This is a genomic window from Stenotrophomonas sp. GSD10, from assembly GCF_056172695.1.
Genome location: NZ_JAOCMC010000002.1, coordinates 3,994,215 through 4,013,500 on the forward strand (window position 1 = coordinate 3,994,215; position 19,286 = coordinate 4,013,500).

Genomic DNA, 19,286 nt, shown 5'->3' on the forward strand with positions numbered 1-19,286 from the left:
CTCAGTGCGACGTTTCGTCGGTGTTGCCGTTCGGGTCGATCGCCGGCATCGCCGCCAGCTGCGCCGTCGTGGCCGCCACCGCCTTCACCTGCTGGCCGAGCGATACCGCGCTGCCGTTGCTGACGATCACCCGATCGCCGGCCTTGAGGCCGTCGGTGATCTGCCACTGGTTGCCGACCACCTGGCCGGTGCTGACCCGGCGCTCGATCACGTGGTCCCTGGCATCGAGCAGGCGCAGCAGCGGCTCGCCGCGCTCGTTGCGCAGCACCGCCTTCTGCGGCACCAGCAGTGCGCGCGCATCAGTGGCCATCGGCAGCACCGCCTTCAGGTACATGCCCGGCAGCAGCAGACCCTCCGGATTCGGGATGACCGCGCGCAGCACCACGTTGCCGGTGCCCGGATCCACCGCGCTGCCGACGAACTCCAGGGTGCCTTCATGCGCATAGGTGCTGCCGTCTTCCAGCAGCACCTTCACCTGCGCCTTGCCATCGATGGCCTTCACCAGGCCCGCATCGAGCTGCTTGCGCAGCGCCAGCATCTGCGTGCTGGACTGGGTGACGTCCAGATACACCGGGTCCAACCGCTGGATGGTGGCCAGCGCGGCGTCCTGCCCGGCCGCGACCAGCGCACCGGCGGTGACGCTGGAGGTGCCGATGCGACCGTCGATGGGGGCGGCCACGCGGGTGTAGTCGAGGTTGATGCGCGCGGCCTGCAATGCCGCGCGCGCGGCAATCACGTTGGCCTGCGCCTGCTTCAATGCCGAGGTGGCATCGTCGGCGTCCTGCTTGCTGGCTGCATCCATGCCCAGCAGCGCGCGGGTGCGCTCGGCCTTCGGTTGTGCCGACAGCACGGTGGCCTCGGCCTGCGCCAGCTGGCCACGGGCGGTATCGAAGGCCGCCTGGTAGGGCGCCGGATCGACCTGGTACAGCAGCTGCCCTGCCTTGACCTGCTGGCCTTCGGTGAACAACCGCTGGCGGATCAGGCCACCGATCTGCGGCCGCACCTCGGAGATCTCGAACGGGACCGCCCGGCCCGGCAGCGTCTGCTGCAACGCCAGCGGTTGCGCACTGGCTGTGATGACGCCGACCTCGGGCGTGGCCGGTGCGTCGGTCCTGCCTTCCGAGCAGGCCGCCAGGGCCAGCAGCAGGGGCAACAGCAGCGGACGGGAAGTACGGAAAAGCGGGCACAGGAGTGGCATGGGGGCGTGGGGGCCTTGCGTTGACCCCGGCACGCTGCCGTGAAACTGTGCAGAGAATATGGAGATTGTGCGACCGGCTCAGCTGGCGCTTGCTTTCAGCGCTGCATGCGCCGCTAATGGCCCGGCAATGGCGAAGATTCGACTCACATTCGGCCTGACCGCGAAGACCTTCCTCGCGATCTTCACCGCCTGCCTGCTGGTGCTGGCAGTGAACGGCATTGCCAGCCGCGTGGCCTTCCAGACCGGCTTCCTGGATTACCTCAACGACCAGGGCGACCTGCGCATGCAGCGCCTGATGCCGCACCTGCAGCGCGAGTTCCGCGAGCACAGCGGCTGGGAGCACCTGCGCGGCAACGCCGATCGCTGGGCACGCATGTTGCGGCCGGATCTGGCCCATGGCCACGAAGGCCCGGTGCCCCCGCTGTCCGACCAGACCGGCGTGCCTTCGCGGCTGGGCCTGTTCGATGCGCAGCACCGCTGGGTGGCCGGCAACCCCGACGCCACCAGCGATGACGAGCCGCATGCGGTGCAGGTGGATGGGCAGACCGTGGGCTGGCTGGGCATGGTGCCGTTCCAGACCGTCATCGCCACCAACGATCTGAATTTCTACAACACCCAGGTGCGCGCCTGGTGGGTGATCGGCATTTCACTGCTGCTGGTGACCGTGCTGCTGGCCTGGCTGGTCTCGCGCGCGCTGCGGCAGCGCCTGGCCAAACTGGCTGCGGCCACGCACCGTCTGGCCGCCGGCGATTACGCCACCCGTATCGAGCGCACCAGCGATGATGAACTGGATGCGCTGGTGAACGACTTCAACCGGATGGCGCAGGCGCTGGACGATACCGAACGCAACCGCCGCGCCTTCATCGCCGATATTTCGCACGAGCTGCGCACACCGCTGGCGGTGGTGCGCGCCGAGCTGGAGGCGATCGAAGATGGCATCCGCCCGCTGGACCGCGCCAACCTCGGCGCTCTGCAGGGTGAGATCCGCCAGCTGGGCAAGCTGGTCGACGATCTGCACGACCTGTCGATGACCCAGTCCGGCGGCCTGGCCTACCGCTTCGCGCCGCTGGACCTGGGCGCACTGCTGCGCAGCGAGCTCAACGGCATGCGTGTGCGCTTGGCCCATGCAGGCCTGGCACTGGAAGAAGACCTGCCCGCCACGCCATTGCAGGTGTCCGGTGACGAACGGCGCCTGCAGCAGGTACTGGCCAACCTGCTGGAAAATGCACTGCGTTACACCCATGCCGGCGGCCGTGTGCAGGTACGGGCCACCCGCATCGCCGACGGCGTGCGGCTGGTGGTGGAAGACACCGCGCCGGGCGTGCCGGCCGACAAGTGCGCACTGCTGTTCGAGCGCTTCTACCGGGTGGAAAGCTCGCGCAACCGCGCCAGCGGCGGCAGTGGGCTGGGCCTGGCGATCAGCCACAACATCATCCTCGCCCACCACGGCCACATCCACGCCGAACCGTCGCCACTGGGTGGCCTGCGCGTGGTCATCATCCTGCCGGAGCCTGCATGAGCACGTCCCCCGCCGACGCCGCGAAGATCCTGATCGTCGAGGACGAGCCGCGCCTGGCCTCGGTGCTGCGCGACTACCTGGCCGCCGCCGGCATGGCCAGCCACTGGGTGGACGACGGCGGCCAGGTGATCGAGGCGTTTGCGCGCTACCAGCCGGACCTGGTGCTGATGGACCTGATGCTGCCGCAGCGCGATGGCGTGGACCTGTGCCGCGAACTGCGCGCCAGCAGCGATGTGCCGGTGATCATGGTGACCGCGCGGGTGGAGGAAATCGATCGCCTGCTGGGCCTGGAGATCGGCGCCGACGACTACATCTGCAAGCCGTTCAGCCCGCGCGAGGTGGTGGCGCGGGTGGTGGCGGTGTTGCGCCGCTACCGCCCCGATCCGGCCACGCGGGCCAGGGCCGGCCTGTGCATCGATGAGCCGGCCGCGCGCGCCACCTGGAACGGCAAGGGGCTGGACCTGACCCCGGTGGAGTACCGCCTGCTGCGCACCCTGCTGGCCACGCCCGGGCGGATCTGGGCGCGCGATGAACTGCTCGACCGGCTGTACCTGGACCATCGGGTGGTGGTCGACCGCACCGTCGACAGCCACGTGCGCAACCTGCGCCGCAAGCTGGCCGACGCCGGCATGGACGAAGATCCGATCCGTTCGGTGTATGGAATGGGATACAGCTACGAGCCCTGATCGCGTTCGCCGGGTACGGCCCGGCAACTCCTGCCGGCCAGCGGCCGGCACTACCGATGCCTCTGCCGCGTATCATCGTCGCAAATGCCCTGATTTGCGGAGACACCGATGAACCCATTGCGCCCCTTCCGCGACAAGATGCCGGTCCTCGGCGAGCGCGTGTACATCGATCCGGCCTGCACGGTCATCGGTGACGTGGAACTGGCCGAGGACGTGTCGGTGTGGCCGGGCACGGTCATCCGCGGTGACGTCAACTACGTGCGCATCGGCGCGCGCACCAACGTGCAGGACGGCACCATCATCCATGTCAGCCACCACAGCCCGTACAACAAGGCCGGCTACCCGACCCTGATCGGCGAAGGCGTGACCGTCGGCCATGGCTGCATCATCCACGCCTGCACCATCGGTGATTACAGCCTGATCGGCATGGGCGCCTGCATCCTCGACGGTGCCCGGGTGGAACGCCATGCGTTCGTGGGTGCCGGTGCGGTGGTCGGCCCGGGCAAGGTGGTCGGCGAAGGCGAGCTGTGGGTCGGCAACCCGGCGCGTCCGGCACGCACGCTCAGCGACAAGGAGGTCGAATCGCTGCACTACTCGGCCGACCACTACGTGCGACTTAAGGACCAGTACCTGGCCTGAGCGGGCAACAGCGCCACGCGGCTCTGCTAAAGTCTGGGCCCGACCAGGACCTGTCGAGACGCCCATGCCCGTGGTTGCCTGCCGGAGAGGACTCCTGCACCCACACCCCAGGCCACGCTGCTGATGGCCGCCCCGATGCTCGACACCTACCGCGAGGTGGTGACGCCGGAGGGTGTACCGCTGCAGCTGCCGGCCGCCGGCCCGGTGCCGCGGGCGATGGCCTGGCTGGTCGACCTCGGCATACGCTTCGCCGTGCTGGTGGTGATGTCGTTTCCGCTGGCACTGCTGGACGAGTTCGGCTCCGGGCTCTATCTGGCGTTGATGTTCCTGGTCTACTGGCTCTACCCGATCGTCTGCGAGGCGCTGTGGGGCCGCACCCTGGGCAAACGCGCACTGGGCCTGCGTGTACTTGCCCGCGATGGCGCGCCGGTGGGCTGGATGGCGGCGATCACCCGTAACCTTCTGCGCACCGTGGACATGCTGCCGTTCGGCTATGCACTGGGCCTGGTCAGCAGCCTGTTCGACGCACATGGCCGGCGCCTCGGCGACCTGGTGGCCGGCACCGTGGTGGTGCACGCGCCGGCGCAGTACCTGCCGCCACCACCGACCATCGACAGCGTGCTGGTGCCGCCGCAGCCGCTGCGCCCGGAGGAACAGGCCGCCGTGCTGGCCTTCGCCGAGCGCGCGCCGCGGCTGTCGCCGGCACGCCAGCAGGAGCTGGCCGGCATTGCCGAGCCCCTCACCGGCACCCACGGCCAGGTGGGCGTGTTGCGCCTGTATGCAATGGCCAACTGGCTGTTGGGGCGGCGATGAAGCAGGAGCAGTTCGTCGCCCGTTACCAGCAGGAATGGCAGGACCTGGAGCAATGGCTGCGGCTGCGCGCCGGTGTCTCGCGTCGCCGGCGCCGCCAGGCCAGTGAGCTGGCCCTGGACGATACCGCCTTCCCGCAACGTTACCGGCGCCTGTGCCAACAGTTGGCCCTGGCCCGCGAGCGTGGCTACAGCCCGCAGCTGGTACAGCGCCTGCAGCAGCTGATGCAGCACGGGCACAGCGTGCTGTACCGCACGCCGCCCACGCGCTGGCGTGCGGCACTGGAATTCCTGGTCGGCGGCTTCCCGCAGCTGGTGCGAAGCCAGGCGCGCAGCATGGGCGTGGCACTGGCGATGTTCGCGCTGCCGACCGTGGCCTGCTTCGTGCTGGTGCAGCTCTACCCGGACCTGATCCATCAGCTGATGGACAACCGCCAGATCGCCGAGATGGAGCGCATGTACGACCCGGCCGCCGAGCGCCTGGGCCGCGACAGCGGCACCGACTGGATGATGTTCGGCCACTACATCATGAACAACATCAGCATCGCCCTGCGCACCTTTGCCAGCGGCCTGCTGGCCGGGCTGGGCACGCTGCTGGTGCTGCTGTTCAACGGCGTGATCTTCGGTTCGGTGGCCGGTCACCTGCAGCACATCGGCCACGGCGACCCGTTCTGGCGCTTCGTGGTCGGCCACGCCGCCTTCGAACTCACCGCCATCGTGATTGCCGGTGGCGCCGGCCTGCAGCTGGGCATGAAGCTGCTGGCACCGGGCCGGCGCAGCCGCCTGGACGCGCTGGTCGAAGGCGGACGCATCGGCGCGCGGCTGTGCCTGGGCGTGGCCTTCATGCTGCTGGTGGCGGCGTTCATCGAGGCGTTCTGGTCGTCGATTGCCGAAGTACCGGCATGGGGCAAGTTCAGCGTGGCCGGCGTGTTGTGGGCCGGCGTGCTGCTCTGGCTGTGGCGTGGCGGGCGCGGAGGCGGCGATGCGGATTGACCGCCTGGACGTGGTGCTGCGTGCACGCAGCGGCTGGGAGGCGATGGAGCTGGGCAGCGCCCTGGTCCGCCGCCATGCCCGCGCGGTGTGGGGCAGCTGGCTGCTGGCCAGTACACCGCTGTTCGTGATCTTCAATGCACTGGGTTGGTGGCTGGATGCCTTCGGCTGGGCGTGGCTGGCCATGTGGTGGTGCAAGCCGCTGTTCGAGCGCGCGCCTCTGTACGTGCTGTCGCGCGGCATCTTCGGCGAACCGGTGACGGCGCTGGGCGCCCTGCGCGCGCAACGCAGCTGGGGCCACAGCGGATTCTGGGGTTACCTCGGCTGGCGCCGCTTCAGTGTGCTGCGCAGCCTGTGCCTGCCGGTGAACCTGCTGGAAGGCAATGCGCCGAACCAGCGTGGTCCCCGCCGCCGCGCGGTGGCCGCCGGTGCGGCCGGCGCCGCGACGGCGCTGACGGTGCTGTGCATGGTGTTCGAAGCGGTGCTGGTGTCCGGCGCGATCGGCGCGGTGTTCATGTTCATGCCGCTGGAGCTGATGTCCGAATCATGGCGCGCGGCCTGGGACATGATCGGCAAGGACACACCGGCCTGGGCACGCTTCGGCTTCAACCTGGCGTGCTGGCTGGCCTCGGTGCTGATCGGCCCGTTCTTCGTCGGTGCCGGCTTCGGCCTGTATCTGAACCGGCGCACGCAGATGGAAGCCTGGGACGTGGAGATCGCGCTGCGCCGCCTGCGTGGGCGCTTGCTGCCGGTCGCCCCGACGCTGGCCCTGCTGCTGTGCCTGGCACTACCACTGGCGGTCGGGCCGGTGCACGCGCAGAACGCACGGCAGACCGCCGAAGAGGCCTACACCGCCGGCCTGGACGACACGCCGGACGAGGAAGCCGCCACCGCCGACAATGACCCGGCCAACGCTCCGGCGACCATCTTTGGCACCGCACCGGTGGATACCGCAGGGTTCCGCCAGGCGGTGAGCCGCGCCTATGAAGATCCACTGCAGCGTCCGACGCGCCAGGTCACACACTGGAAACCGATCGAGCAGGCCGAGGAAAAGAAGAAGGACGACAAGGCGCTGCAGCGCGACAGCCGCAACACGAGTGAACGCAAGGCCCGCAGCAGCGGCATCGCCTGGCTGGCGCGCCTGGCCGAGTGGGGCCTGTGGGGCCTGCTGGGCGTGCTTGTGCTGGTGCTGCTGCTGACCGCCCGGGTGTGGCTGCCGTGGCTGCGTGGCAGTGGCCGGCGCAAGGTCGTCGCCGCGCCAGAGGTGGTGGAAGATCACGTGGAACTGCCGGCCGTGCTGCCACCGGATGTGGCCACCCAGGCCGGCCTGCTGTGGGACCAGGGCCGGCCGCGGCAGGCGTTGGCCCTGCTGTACCGCGCCAGCGTGCGTACCGTGGGCGAGCGCAGCGGCATCGCCCTGCCCCCGGCGCCACCGAAGCGCAGTGCCTGCGCGCATCGCGGCGCATGCCCGAGGCTGCCGACCGTGACCTGTTCGCGCGCATCGTGCGCATGTGGCAGTACGCCGCCTACGGTGGCCGCCTGCCCAGCCGCAGCGACTTCGACGCGCTGGCCGCAACGCTGCGCCAGCAGTACCGGTGGCAGGCATGAGCCCGCGCCTGTTCTGGTCGTTGTTGCTGGGTGTACTGGTGCTGCTTGGCGTGCCGCTGACCATCCTCTACCTGCGCACGCATGAGCGCGTGACCGAAACCATCACGCTGCCCGCGCAGGGCGAGGCCGCCTACAACCCGCTGTACGTGCTCGGCCAGGCGCTGCGCGCCGATGGTATCGAGGTGCATGCACGGCCCCGGCTGGAGCTGCAGCAGATGGCACTGGGCCGGCACGACACGGTGGTGCTGCTGCAGGACAGCAGCGAACTGTCCGCACCGGTGGCGCGGGCGCTTTTGGACTGGGCCGGGCGCGGAGGTCATCTGCTGGTGCGCACCCCACCGCCGGCCGAGGATGACGCCGGCAGCACGCAGGGGCCCTTGCTGGACCAGCTGGGCGTGGACAGCCTGTTCCAGCGCAGCGAGTGCCAGCCGTTCCATGTGCAGGATGATCCCGGCCACGTGGAATTCTGCACGGGCAGGCGCTTCACCCTGGGCTTTGCCGCCAGCGCGCAGGCCGAGCGTCGCTGGGGCAGCGATCACGACCTGGTGTTCGCACGCCTGCACCATGGCCAGGGTCGGGTAAGCGTGCTGGCCGACATGGCATTCATGCGCGGCGAGGTGGATTCGCCTGCCGCGCGCCTGGCGGCCGCCGCCGGCAACGCCAGCGACGGACTGCACGATCGTGCGCACCGCGACCTGACCCGTTACCTGCTTGATCCGAACTACGGCAAAGGCAGCGTCTGGCTGGTCTATGCCAGCCGTCCGCCGTCACTGTGGGCACGCGTGTTCTACCAGGGCTGGCCGCTGTGGGCACCGCTGCTGCTGGCCATCCTGGGCTGGCTGTGGGGCCGCTCGCAACGCTTCGGCAGCCTGTTGCCATCGCCGGTGCTGGAGCGCCGCTCGCTGCTGGAACACGTGCGCGCCAGCGGCGAACTGCTGCTGCGTTTCGGCCAGGGTGCGCGCCTGTACGACGCCGTGCACGCCTTGTTCCTGCATCGCCTGCGCCTGCGCGCACCGGTCGCCGCCGCACTGGAGGGCGCACCGCGCGAACAGGCCATCGCCGAACTGCTGGCCTGGCCGCGCAGCCGCGTTGCCAGCGCACTGACCCCGCCACCGCCGCACGATTCCTCCGCCCTGCGCGAGCGCATCCGCTTGCTGCTCCAGATGAGATCCCTGCTATGACCGAAGTTCCCGAACTGCCGGCGGCGGCCCACGCCCGCCTGATCGAACGCGTCGATGCCGTCCGCCAGGCCGTCGGCCATGCCTTCATCGGCCAGGCCGACGTGCTGGACCAGATCCTGGTGGCCCTGCTGGCCGGTGGCCATGTGCTGATCGAGGGTGTGCCCGGGCTGGGCAAGACCCTGCTGGTGCGGGCATTGGCCCAGGCGTTGGAGCTGGACTACGGCCGTGTCCAGTTCACCCCTGACCTGATGCCCAGCGACGTCAGCGGCCACGCCGTGTACGACCCGAAGAGCGAGAGCTTCAAGATCCGCCGCGGGCCGGTGTTCACCCACCTGCTGCTGGCCGACGAGATCAACCGCGCACCGGCCAAGACCCAGTCGGCACTGCTGGAAGTGATGCAGGAGGGCCAGGTGACCATCGAGGGCAAGGCCTTCACCCTGGCGCCGCCGTTCATGGCGCTGGCCACGCAGAATCCGCTGGAGCAGGAAGGCACCTACCCGTTGCCGGAAGCGCAGCTGGATCGCTTCCTGTTGAAGGTGCTGATCGACTACCCGCAGCTGGAGGACGAGAAGCGCATGGTGGCCGCGATCACCCGTGGCCGCGCCGCCAGCGATTTCGACCTGAGCCAGGTGCCGCGCGTGCTGGGAGCCGGCGAGCTGCTGGAACTGCAGCGTGCCACCGCGGCGATCAGCATCGATGACGAAGTGATCGACTACGCGGTGCGGATTGTCGCCGCCACCCGGCAGTGGCCGGGCATCGCGGTGGGCGCCGGCCCGCGCGGCAGTATCGCGCTGGTGCGCGCATCGCGGGCGCAGGCGGTGCTGGCCGGTCGTGACTTCGTCACCCCGGACGACGTACGCGACATTGCGCGCCCGGCGCTGCGCCACCGTATCGCGCTGGCACCGGAACTGCAGATTGAAGGGCAGGACGCCGATGATGTGCTGGGCGCGCTGCTGGCCAAGGTGGAAGCACCGCGCCGATGAGGCCGGCCCCGCTGCTGCTGGCGCTGTTGCTGGGCTGGGCTGCACTGGGCGGCCTGGTGCTGGGCGGGTTGCTGCCACGCTGGAGCTGGGTGCTGGTGGCCGTGACCATCGCGCTGCCCGCCCTGTGGGATCTGTGGCGGCAGTGGCGGCGTCCGTCGCCGCAGGTGCAGCGCGAACTGCCCGAGGCGCTGGCGCTGGGCGTTCGCCGTGAGGCCGCGCTGCGCCTGCAGGCAGCGCAGGCCATGACCGTGCAGGTGTTCGACCTGGTACCGGGCGGCTGGCCGCTGGAATCGCTGCCGCAGCGCGTGCGGTTGCAGGCCGGCACCGCCTCCACCCTGCATTACCACCTGCAGCCGCTGCAGCGTGGGCACTTCCGCTTCGAAGGCGTGCACCTGCGCATGCGCTCGCCGTGGCGCCTGTGGTGGCAGCAGCGCACCCTGCCACCGGCGCTGGACGTGCGCGTCTACCCGAACTTCGTGCCGCTCACCCGCTTTGCGTTGTTCAGTGCCGACCAGGCCTCGCGGCTGGTCGGTGCGCACGTGAAGCGCCGCCGTGGTGAAGGCACCGACTTCCACCAGATGCGCGAGTACCGCATCGGCGACAGCCTGCGCCAGCTCGACTGGAAGGCCACCGCGCGGGCGCGCAAGCTGATCTCGCGCGAGTATCAGGACGAGAAGAACCAGCAGCTGCTGCTGATGCTCGACAGCGGGCGGCGCATGCTGGCCAGTGAAGGCGGGCTGTCCCATTTCGACCATGCGTTGAACGCCTCGCTGGTGGTGGCCTACCTGGCGCTGCGCCAGGGTGATGCAGCCGGCCTGTTCGCCGCCGGAGGCGAGCGCCGCTGGGTGGCGCCGCAGCGTGGCATGGGCACGGTGGAGCATCTGCTGCGCGCCAGCTATGACCTGCAACCGCGCGCGGTGGCCACCGACTACCTGGCCGCCGCCACCGAAGTGTCGCTGCGCCAGCGCCGGCGTGCGCTGGTGATGCTGGTCAGCAACGTGCGCGACGAGGACATCGAAGACCTGCTGGCGGCCGTGCGCCTGCTGCAGCGACGCCACCTGGTGTGCGTGGCCAGCCTGCGCGAGCGCGAGCTGGACGGCGCGATGGAGGGTGACGTGCAGACGCTGGAGGAAGCCGCGCGTGCCGGTGCCGCCGCCCTGTATCTGCAACAGCGCGCGAAGGCGCACGAGGCGCTGCGCAGCGAGAAGGTGATGGTGCTGGACGTGACCGCCGACGCCCTGCCCGGTGCGCTGGTGGAGCGCTATCTGGCAGTGAAGCGCGAGGGATTGCTCTGATACCAACGATCGCGCTGGTAGGCGCCAACCTTGGTTGGCACGGAACCCACTGCGCCGACCAAGGTCGGCATCTACCAACAACGGTTGCCGGCCAGCGGCCGGCACTACCACTGCAACAACCGACGCATCGCTCTGGTAGGTGCCAACCTTGGTTGGCACGAAACCCACAGCGCCGACCAGGGTCGGCATCTACCAACAACGGTTGCCGGCCAGAGGCCGGCACTACCCGCCCTGCCACCGTCAGACGTAGATCCGCGTCGGCGCCTCGTCCACGATCGCGTGTGGCACGAAGCGCGCGCTGTCGCGGGTGATCGCGCTGTCGTCCTCGCGGATACCGATGCCGCAGGCATGGTCACCGATCACCCAGCTGCCGATCAGCGGGTAGCCACCTTCGAAGTGGGTGAGCGGATGCGCACGCTGGATGATGGCCGGGCCCTCATACGGACCGTCGCTGCGCTGGGTGCTGCCATCGGCCAGGTGCATCTCGATGTTGGCACCTTCGCGCGAGAACAGCGGCTTGCGCACCCAGCCCGACGCCAGCGTGATGCCGTCGTCGAAGTGCGCTTCCAGCAGGTTCGGGTGGCCCACGTTGCGCTGCCACAGCAGCGGCAGGATGCCCTTGTTGCTCAGCACCGCCTTCCACGCCGGTTCCAACAGCTGTACGCCCGAACCAGGCAGCGCGCGGCCGAATTCCTCGGCCATCAGGTCTTCCAGCGGGTACAGCTTGAACAGCGTGCCGATCACCGAATCGTCCAGCGCGGTGAAGCGTCCGTCCTCGGACAGGCCGATATCCTCGATGGCGATCGCCTGGCCATGCAGGCCGGCCTGCGAGGCGCAGTCGCGCAGGTAGTCGACCGTGCCGCGATCCTCGTCCGAACTGCCCACCGCGCTGAAGTACAGCGGCGGCGGCAGCTGCGTGGCCAGTTCGCCAAAGCGCTCGACCAGCGCCTCGTGGATGGCGTTGAACTGGTCGGCGTGCTGCGGCAGGCGGCCGGCATTGCGCTGGTCCTCCAGCCACTGCCACTGGAAGAAGCTGGCCTCGAACAGCGAGGTCGGCGTGTCGTAGTTCAGTTCGTACAGCTTGGCCGGACCGGTGCCGTCGTAGGCCAGGTCCAGGCGGCCATAGAGGTGTGGCTGGCGCTGGCGCCAGCTGTCGGCGATCCAGTCGCGGTAGTGCGACGGAATCGCCAGCTGGTCCATCAGCCGTTCGCTGGCGATGACATCACCGACCAGGTCCAGCGCCATCTGGTGCAGCTCGGCGCTGGGGTCTTCGATGTCCTGTTCGATCTGGCGCAGGGTGAAGGCGTAGTACGCGCTTTCATCCCAGTACGGCTGGCCGTCAATGGTGTGGAAGCGGAAACCCGCTTCGTCCGCGCGTGCCCGCCACTGGGCACGCTCGGCAATCCGGATGCGCTGCATGGGTCGATCAGCCGCCCACGCTGCTGCCGCTGCGGCGGGCGCTGGTGCTGCCAAAGCCGCTGCGGCTGGCGGTGACCGCACGGTTCGGCTCGCTGGTGACCGGCGCCAGGCCGGCCTTGCCGGCGCCGATGCCGCTGGCGGTGTTCAGGCCACCGCTGCCGCCCGGGGCCGGGCGCGCCCAGCCGGCACTCTTGTCCTGGTAGGCCGGCGACGCCGCCGGCGCCTGCGGGGCCAGGCCACCGCGGTTGCTCAGCATCTGCGACATGAAGAAGCCCATCATCATCGGGCCGATGAACGAGGTGCCGGCCGAGGTGTGCTGCTGCACGCACTGTTCCGGCTTGTAGTCCTGCTCACAGGCTTCCTTGCTGGCGTACTTCGGCGCTGCATCGGCAGCCTGCTTCTGCGCTTCGGCGAAGGCATTGCGGCACGACGACGGATCGCCGGTGGCCTCGGTGCAGGCCTCGACGGAGGTGTACAGGCCTTCCTGCACCTTCACCTCCGGCTCCTTCTGGCAGGCGGTGAACAGCAGCGGCGCGGCGCTCATCAGCAGCAGCGCGGTGGTGCGGGAACGTTTCATGGCCTCATGCCCTGTCGACGGATCAATAGCCCAATGATGCCAAATTCACCCCAACAACCGGAATCAGCAAAGTACGAAAGATGAACGGGTTTTCATTTTCGTCCGGCAGCACACCGCTCTGGTAGGTGCCAACCTGGGTTGGCACACACGGCACAGCGCCGACCAAGGTCGGCATCTACCCAGAACGGGTGGTTGCAGCAGCAACCGAAAAATTGGCCATGATCGGCCGACCCCCACGTCGTACGGCCCGCCCGTTCCGCCAGCCATGCCTGAATACCGCTCCCGCACCTCCACCGCTGGCCGCAACATGGCCGGCGCTCGCGCCCTGTGGCGTGCCACCGGCATGAAGGATGGCGACTTCCACAAGCCGATCATTGCCATCGCCAACTCCTTCACCCAGTTCGTGCCCGGCCACGTGCACCTGAAGGACCTCGGCCAGCTGGTCGCGCGCGAGATCGAAAAGGTCGGCGGCGTCGCCAAGGAATTCAACACCATCGCCGTGGACGACGGCATCGCCATGGGCCACGACGGCATGCTGTACTCGCTGCCCAGCCGCGAGATCATCGCCGACTCGGTGGAGTACATGGTCAACGCGCACTGCGCCGACGCGCTGGTGTGCATTTCCAACTGCGACAAGATCACCCCTGGCATGCTGATGGCTGCGCTGCGCCTGAACATCCCGGTGGTGTTCGTGTCCGGCGGCCCGATGGAGGCCGGCAAGACCCAGCTGTCCGAGCACAAGCTGGACCTGGTCGATGCAATGGTGGTGGCCGCCGACGACAGCGCCTCCGACGAGAAGGTGGCCGCGTTCGAGCGCAGCGCCTGCCCTACCTGCGGTTCCTGTTCGGGCATGTTCACCGCCAACTCGATGAACTGCCTGACCGAAGCGCTGGGCCTGTCGCTGCCCGGCAACGGCTCCACCTTGGCCACCCACGCCGACCGCGAGCAGCTGTTCCTGCGCGCCGGCCGCCTGATCGTCGAACTGTGCCACCGCTGGTATGGCGGCGAAGAAGCGAGCGCGCTGCCGCGCGGCATCGCCACCCCGGCCGCGTTCGCCAACGCGATGACCCTGGACATTGCCATGGGCGGTTCCACCAACACCATCCTGCACCTGCTGGCCGCCGCGCAGGAAGCCGAGGTCGACTTCGACCTGACCCACATCGATGCGCTGTCGCGGCGCGTGCCGCAGCTGTGCAAGGTGGCGCCGAACACGCCCAAGTACCACATGGAGGACGTGCACCGCGCTGGCGGCGTGTACGGCATCCTCGGCGAACTGGCCCGCGGCGGCCTGCTGGATACCACGGTGCCGACCGTGCACAGCCGCACCCTGGCTGACGCCATCGAGCGCTGGGACGTGGCGGTCAGCAACGAACAGAGCGTGCACGAGTTCTTCCGCGCCGGTCCGGCCGGCATTCCCACCCAGGTCGCCTTCAGCCAGGCCACGCGCTGGCCCACGCTGGACGTGGACCGCGCCGAAGGCTGCATCCGCAGCGTCGAGCATGCCTATTCGGCCGAAGGCGGGCTGGCGGTGCTGCGCGGCAATCTGGCGGTGGATGGCTGCGTGGTGAAAACCGCGGGCGTGGATGAGTCGATCCACGTGTTCGAAGGCACGGCGCGCGTGTATGAAAGCCAGGACGCGGCTGTGGCCGGCATTCTGGCCGACGAAGTGAAGGCCGGCGATGTGGTGGTGATCCGCTACGAAGGCCCGAAGGGCGGCCCGGGCATGCAGGAAATGCTGTACCCCACCAGCTACCTGAAGTCGAAGGGGCTGGGCAAGCAGTGCGCCCTGCTGACCGACGGCCGCTTCTCCGGCGGCACCTCGGGCCTGTCGATCGGCCACGTTTCGCCGGAAGCGGCCAGCGGCGGCACGATTGGTCTGGTGGAAGACGGCGACCGCATCCGCATCGACATCCCGGCACGCCGCATCGATCTACTGCTGGACGAGGCCATCCTGGCCCAGCGCCGCGCAGACGCTGACGCGCGTGGCTGGAAGCCGCGTACACCGCGACCGCGCAAGGTCACCAGCGCGCTGAAGGCCTACGCCCTGCTCGCCACCAGCGCCGACAAGGGCGCGGTGCGCAACACCGCCCTGCTGGGCGATTGAGTGGCCCTGGGGTCAGAGCCCGGATCGCGGCATGGGGTCGGATCCCTTTCGCAGAAAGGGCTCTGACCCCGCTAGCGCACCTCCATCCGCGCCCCTGCACTCACCAGCACCTCCAGCGAGGAACGACGGACGAAAGCCGCGTAGGCATCGCCACGGGTTTCGAAACGCAGGCCCGTGCTGCTCCACGACTCAGGATCGCCTTCCAGCACCACGCCGTGCCTGTCCAGGAATGCGGAGCGGAAGAAGGCATCCAGTGCCTCGTCCCCCTCCTGCAGCAGGCATGAGCGAAGATGCTGGTCTTCGACGGCATTGATCGGGATTACCCAGTAGGCACGGTCCTGGCCGACATCCGGGAAATCGGCGTGGATGCAGAAGGCATAGAACAGACGGCCTTCATCGGACAGTACGCCCTGGATCAAACCATCGTAGTACTCCGAATAGAACTCGATCTGCATCTACCTGCTCCAGACCTGCAGCGCTGGCGGCTGCTTTGATGGCGGTTATCACAGTGCCCAATGATCGATCAGCAAATCGCCATCCGCTTCGTCCAGGTGGTTGACGCCCCCTGCGGGGATGCAGACGTTGTGCTTTGCCGCGATTTCCATCCACAACGAACGCAGCCTGGATGAGTCAGCCATCTTCATCCTGATTCACTTCCGGGTCGCGAATTCGATCAGGAGCCCTTGGAACATCTGTCCGGTCCAGGTTCACCTCGAATACCTCACCGTCCTCGATGTAGAGCTGTACGTCGTTGTCGTGTGAGAGCCGGATGTCCAGAACCCAGACCTGCGGAGCGCCCGTCAGCGCATCGCAGAGATCCGCCGTGGATGCCTCTACCGGTCCGTTCGTCATCCGATCTCGAAGGTCATTCAAGGCCGTTGGCGAATTTTTTCCCGAAGGAACATCCATGTGCACTATCAGCCACATGTCCTCCGCACCGAAGTTGGCCCTTAGCGCCTCACTTACCCTGTTCCCTGTGATCGGGAACCCCCAAGCGATTTCGGACATGATCATGGCTCTCCGTTGGGCCACCGCGCGGGTTCGTGCGAAGGCGCGCCTTAGCCGTATCAGAATCGTAACGAAGTTCGTGTGGATGCTGATGATCACCTTGTCGGCCATGGCCAAACGTCCAACCTTGTCGCCTACATGCAGCACCCGCGCCTTTTCGCCACTCAATCGGAGAAATAGAGTGGCGACATTCCAGCCAATCAAATGCTGGAACCAAGGCAGGAGCTGCCCCATTTGGCCTCCCTACTACTCTCGATAGTTGACTGATACAGCCACCCCAGCCGCGAGAGCCTCCACATCAGAAAGATTGGCCACCTCAAATACGGAATAGGTAACCTCACCCGTCAACTCCCGCAGCTCCGATGAATCTTCCAGATCCGAGTCAACCGAAATCAGCTTTCTGATTCCAGCGAATCGGTACTCGGCCTTCTGCCCCTCGATCTCCAGATGGCTACTTTCACCGACCTGTTCGTACTCAGCCGCCAATCCCAGCGCCCGCAGCATTGCCTTGTCCTCATCATCCTCTGAAACAAGGTAGACGTTCTCATGAACTACGTAGGAGCTCTGACCTACATAGCTGTAGTAGAAAATTGCATGTGCGCAATACCACATTCAACACCTCACCCGTCTTCTTCCCGCTTCGACTTGTTCCTGGGTCTCCGAGCCTTCTCCCCAGCATGCCGCTTGCACTCTGCTCAAGACGGTACTCGGACGCCATTGGCACGGCGTTCCAGCTGACCTGATCGCTTCCGCTGTTGCTGGCCCCGGTTCGGGATACTCACCGCGCGGTTGCGAGGCTAGCTTCGCAGGCCCTTGGTAATCTCAAGGAGAAATCCATTCAACCCCACAGGATCCCCCGTCCCCGGATCAAAGTCTTCGACCATTCGTGCCATCACATCCGTCAGGCCACCCAAACGCACCAGCACTTCCGAAACAAAATCCACCTTGGCCGCGAAGAGAGTCACATCCTGATCGAGACGAACCACCCACTCACTCGAACGGGACAGTACATAGTGGTCAGCAAGGAAGCGCGCATCCTCGGCAAGGAATTCATGCAACGAGCAAAGGCTGGGCGCGGCAAAGAATCCGTCCCTATCCGCTTCGACATCCTTGAACGAAACAATCTCAATTTGTTTCAAGGAAGATGGGCGGCCCAGGTGCACATCCAACCACGCAATCCATATGTCTTCAGGGGCGAAGTACTCATGGCGATTTCTGTCGAAAGCAATCCCAGCCCAGCCTTCAGCCACAATAGGACTGTCAGGCGGCTGCGCATCAGACAATGTTCCATGAAGAAGATCTTTCGATGAGCCTGCAGCCATATCGCCTGATCCTTCTCGTATCTGATCATCGTGGTTGGAACGTTACTTCCCGCAGGATGATGCCAGGTGGTGTCTGAGCCCTTTGCCGGACCATCCTTGCAAGGAAGGTTGGCGGCATGCCGATTCGCATTGCTGCCATTTTTACCGAGCTGCGCAGATCGGACGTCCCTGCGCCCTGAGCCGGCCCCATCCCAGCGACACGCATCCCGTTGGCGGGCTTCCTTGTAGGACTTGGGAACTTTCCTGCGGTCAGTTCCTTGTCAAGAAGCCCCCATCAACGTCCGAGGTCGGCTCATTGAGTTCATCATTGAACCCTTCCCTGATTGCACTGAGCGCAATCCGCGCATCCACGCCATAACCCGACTCAAGCGCCTTCGAAAGATGGCGCGCAACGTCTGCCAGGATCACGCCCCATGCCTTCTCTTCCGAGATCCTGGAGGTCTCTTTGTACAGTCCAACCTTCATCGAGCAATGGAGCGCTTTTGCAGCAATCCACACTCGAAGCATCTCAACTGAATTCTCATCTTCCAGAGCCGCTTCCGGAACAGGACGCTCATTCATGACCTGACTTCCCACCTGCTTGGTGACACTTCATTCCACTGAAGCGGATGACGCTGATCAACTGGCGTATCCCCGGGCCGAACCGCACCTTTCCCTTCCGCCCGATGCTCGGCCAGCCAGTTCTATCCGATTCCCCCACACCCGGCAATCAAACAACTCTGAAACCGCAATCCCGATACGCCCATCCGTTACCCTGCCCGGCATGACCCAACGCCCGACGCGCCAGCCCCTCATCGATGCCCTGCGCGGATTCGCGCTGCTCGGCGTGTTCCTGGTCAACCTGCGCTTCTTCTCGCTCGACGCGCTGATGACCGAGGCCGCGCAGCAGGCCCTGCCCAGCGCTGCACTCGACCATGCCCTCCGTACCGGCATGGAGTGGCTGCTGGACATGAAGGCGATCACCCTGTTCTCGCTGCTGTTCGGCATGGGCGTGGCGATGCAGATGGGGGCAACACCCCGGGCCGGATGGCCGCGCACCTGCGGCGGATGGCCGTGCTGCTGGTCATCGGCCTGCTGCATTCGGTGCTGCTGTGGTGGGGCGACATCCTGCTGGTGTATGCGGTGGTCGGCCTGCTGCTGCCGCTGTTCCGGCACTTCGGCAATCGCGCCCTGCTGGTCAGCGGCGTGGCCATCGCTCTGCTGCTGCCGCCCCTGCTGTCGCCGTGGATCCGCGACTGGGTGGCCCTGCTGACTCCACGCGCGCAGATGAATGCCATGGCGCTCGATGCGTTGGCCAACGGCACGCTGGCCCAGGCGTGGTGGCGCAACCTGCAACTGGCGGCGTGGCTGAAGCTGAGCAACTGGGCGTTGCTGTTCTTCGTGCTCGGGCGCTTCCTGCTGGGCTACTGGGCTGGCCGTCGCGGCCTGCTGCAGCAGCCGCAGGCGCATCTGCCGCTGCTGCGTTCACTCGCCGCAGGTGGGCTGCTGCTGGGCGCCGCATTCCTGTGGATCGATGCTACGGCCGATGTACTCAAGCAGGCCTGGCCGGTGTTGCGCGGTGGCGTACCGGGCTACCTGCTGCGCGTTTCGTACCGCGTTGCACCGCTGGCTCTGGGCATCGCAGCGGCGGCGATCTTTGCCCTGCTCTATCTGCGCCCATGGGCTGAACGCGTACTGCGCGTGTTCGTTCCTGCCGGGCGCATGGCACTGAGCAACTACCTGCTGCAGAGCGCGATCTGCGTGCCGCTGTTTGCCGGCTTCGGGCTGGGCATCGGCCCGCTGCACGGGCTGTGGCCGGTGCTGCTGGTAGCGGCCGTGGTGTTCCCGCTGCAGTTGTGGGCGAGCGCGTGGTGGCTGCGCGGCCATCGCTTCGGGCCGGTGGAATGGCTGTGGCGCAGCGCCAGCGAAGGGCAATGGCTGCCATTGCGGCGGTAGAAAAGGGGACGGA

At 67.2% G+C, this 19,286-nt stretch carries 20 protein-coding genes and 1 pseudogene; 11 read left to right on the forward strand and 10 right to left on the reverse strand.

Annotation, left to right across the window (positions count from 1 at the left end; translation table 11 throughout):
• Window position 1 precedes the first annotated feature (1 nt).
• The gene (gene smeA / locus N4G47_RS18615) at window positions 2-1,198 is read right to left on the reverse strand and encodes a multidrug efflux RND transporter periplasmic adaptor subunit SmeA (protein ID WP_475289429.1); all 1,197 of its coding nucleotides are present in this window, start codon (window positions 1,196-1,198) and stop codon (window positions 2-4) included.
• Window positions 1,199-1,325: 127 nt separating this feature from the next.
• On the opposite strand from smeA, the gene baeS reads away from it, so the two are divergent.
• From baeS to N4G47_RS18660, 9 genes and pseudogenes are all read left to right on the forward strand, one after another.
• Window positions 1,326-2,717: a sensor histidine kinase efflux regulator BaeS gene (baeS, locus tag N4G47_RS18620; RefSeq protein ID WP_475289432.1), complete on the forward strand. Its 1,392-nt coding sequence runs from the start codon at window positions 1,326-1,328 to the stop codon at window positions 2,715-2,717.
• Window positions 2,714-3,403: a response regulator gene (locus N4G47_RS18625; protein WP_249842543.1), complete on the forward strand. Its 690-nt coding sequence runs from the start codon at window positions 2,714-2,716 to the stop codon at window positions 3,401-3,403. The genes baeS and N4G47_RS18625 overlap by 4 nt, the downstream gene beginning before the upstream one ends.
• Window positions 3,404-3,511: 108 nt before the next feature.
• Window positions 3,512-4,042 (forward strand): gamma carbonic anhydrase family protein, encoded by a 531-nt coding sequence (locus tag N4G47_RS18630; RefSeq protein WP_475289436.1) that lies wholly within the window; start codon window positions 3,512-3,514, stop codon window positions 4,040-4,042.
• Window positions 4,043-4,165: 123 nt separating this feature from the next.
• Complete coding sequence (locus N4G47_RS18635; protein ID WP_107232516.1) at window positions 4,166-4,855, forward strand: RDD family protein; 690 nt, start codon at window positions 4,166-4,168, stop codon at window positions 4,853-4,855.
• Window positions 4,852-5,844, forward strand: a complete 993-nt coding sequence (locus tag N4G47_RS18640) for a stage II sporulation protein M (protein ID WP_107232517.1) — start codon at window positions 4,852-4,854, stop codon at window positions 5,842-5,844. Before N4G47_RS18635 ends, N4G47_RS18640 begins: the two co-directional genes overlap by 4 nt.
• Window positions 5,834-7,449, forward strand: a pseudogene (locus tag N4G47_RS18645) (DUF4129 domain-containing protein). Before N4G47_RS18640 ends, N4G47_RS18645 begins: the two are co-directional and overlap by 11 nt.
• Window positions 7,446-8,630: a DUF4350 domain-containing protein gene (locus N4G47_RS18650; protein WP_475289439.1), complete on the forward strand. Its 1,185-nt coding sequence runs from the start codon at window positions 7,446-7,448 to the stop codon at window positions 8,628-8,630. Before N4G47_RS18645 ends, N4G47_RS18650 begins: the two are co-directional and overlap by 4 nt.
• On the forward strand, window positions 8,627-9,613 hold the full coding sequence (locus N4G47_RS18655; RefSeq protein WP_475289441.1) for an AAA family ATPase: 987 nt from the start codon (window positions 8,627-8,629) through the stop codon (window positions 9,611-9,613). The genes N4G47_RS18650 and N4G47_RS18655 overlap by 4 nt, the downstream gene beginning before the upstream one ends.
• Entirely contained in the window at window positions 9,610-10,908 is a 1,299-nt protein-coding gene (locus N4G47_RS18660; protein WP_475289444.1) for a DUF58 domain-containing protein, read from the forward strand. Before N4G47_RS18655 ends, N4G47_RS18660 begins: the two co-directional genes overlap by 4 nt.
• Before the next feature lie 240 nt (window positions 10,909-11,148).
• On the opposite strand, the gene N4G47_RS18665 is transcribed toward N4G47_RS18660, so the two are convergent.
• Together N4G47_RS18665 and N4G47_RS18670 are read right to left on the reverse strand one after the other, a co-directional pair.
• Window positions 11,149-12,327: a glutathionylspermidine synthase family protein gene (locus N4G47_RS18665; RefSeq protein ID WP_475289448.1), complete on the reverse strand. Its 1,179-nt coding sequence runs from the start codon at window positions 12,325-12,327 to the stop codon at window positions 11,149-11,151.
• Window positions 12,328-12,334: 7 nt separating this feature from the next.
• Window positions 12,335-12,904: a DUF1190 domain-containing protein gene (locus N4G47_RS18670; protein ID WP_107232523.1), complete on the reverse strand. Its 570-nt coding sequence runs from the start codon at window positions 12,902-12,904 to the stop codon at window positions 12,335-12,337.
• Between the two features lie 265 nt (window positions 12,905-13,169).
• On the opposite strand from N4G47_RS18670, the gene ilvD reads away from it, so the two are divergent.
• Complete coding sequence (gene ilvD / locus N4G47_RS18675) at window positions 13,170-15,008, forward strand: dihydroxy-acid dehydratase (RefSeq protein ID WP_475289453.1); 1,839 nt, start codon at window positions 13,170-13,172, stop codon at window positions 15,006-15,008.
• A gap of 71 nt (window positions 15,009-15,079) precedes the next feature.
• On the opposite strand, the gene N4G47_RS18680 is transcribed toward ilvD, so the two are convergent.
• The 7 genes from N4G47_RS18680 to N4G47_RS18710 all read right to left on the reverse strand — a co-directional run bounded on the left by N4G47_RS18680 (window position 15,080) and on the right by N4G47_RS18710 (window position 18,254).
• Window positions 15,080-15,463, reverse strand: a complete 384-nt coding sequence (locus N4G47_RS18680; protein WP_475289456.1) for a hypothetical protein — start codon at window positions 15,461-15,463, stop codon at window positions 15,080-15,082.
• A 48-nt stretch (window positions 15,464-15,511) separates the two neighbouring features.
• Window positions 15,512-15,652, reverse strand: a complete 141-nt coding sequence (locus N4G47_RS18685; RefSeq protein WP_475289458.1) for a hypothetical protein — start codon at window positions 15,650-15,652, stop codon at window positions 15,512-15,514.
• Window positions 15,639-16,250, reverse strand: coding sequence for a hypothetical protein (locus N4G47_RS18690; protein WP_475289459.1), 612 nt, complete (start codon window positions 16,248-16,250; stop codon window positions 15,639-15,641). Before N4G47_RS18690 ends, N4G47_RS18685 begins: the two co-directional genes overlap by 14 nt.
• Window positions 16,251-16,262: 12 nt before the next feature.
• Window positions 16,263-16,628, reverse strand: a complete 366-nt coding sequence (locus N4G47_RS18695; protein WP_249842529.1) for a DUF4288 domain-containing protein — start codon at window positions 16,626-16,628, stop codon at window positions 16,263-16,265.
• A 185-nt stretch (window positions 16,629-16,813) separates the two neighbouring features.
• Window positions 16,814-17,338, reverse strand: coding sequence for a hypothetical protein (locus tag N4G47_RS18700; RefSeq protein WP_475289462.1), 525 nt, complete (start codon window positions 17,336-17,338; stop codon window positions 16,814-16,816).
• 249 nt (window positions 17,339-17,587) lie between these two features.
• Complete coding sequence (locus N4G47_RS18705) at window positions 17,588-17,899, reverse strand: DUF5076 domain-containing protein (RefSeq protein ID WP_107232531.1); 312 nt, start codon at window positions 17,897-17,899, stop codon at window positions 17,588-17,590.
• A gap of 148 nt (window positions 17,900-18,047) precedes the next feature.
• Window positions 18,048-18,254: a hypothetical protein gene (locus N4G47_RS18710; RefSeq protein WP_475289464.1), complete on the reverse strand. Its 207-nt coding sequence runs from the start codon at window positions 18,252-18,254 to the stop codon at window positions 18,048-18,050.
• Between the two features lie 110 nt (window positions 18,255-18,364).
• Between N4G47_RS18710 and N4G47_RS18715 the strand changes: the two genes are divergently transcribed.
• Window positions 18,365-19,273, forward strand: coding sequence for a DUF418 domain-containing protein (locus N4G47_RS18715; protein WP_475289467.1), 909 nt, complete (start codon window positions 18,365-18,367; stop codon window positions 19,271-19,273).
• Window positions 19,274-19,286 lie beyond the last annotated feature (13 nt).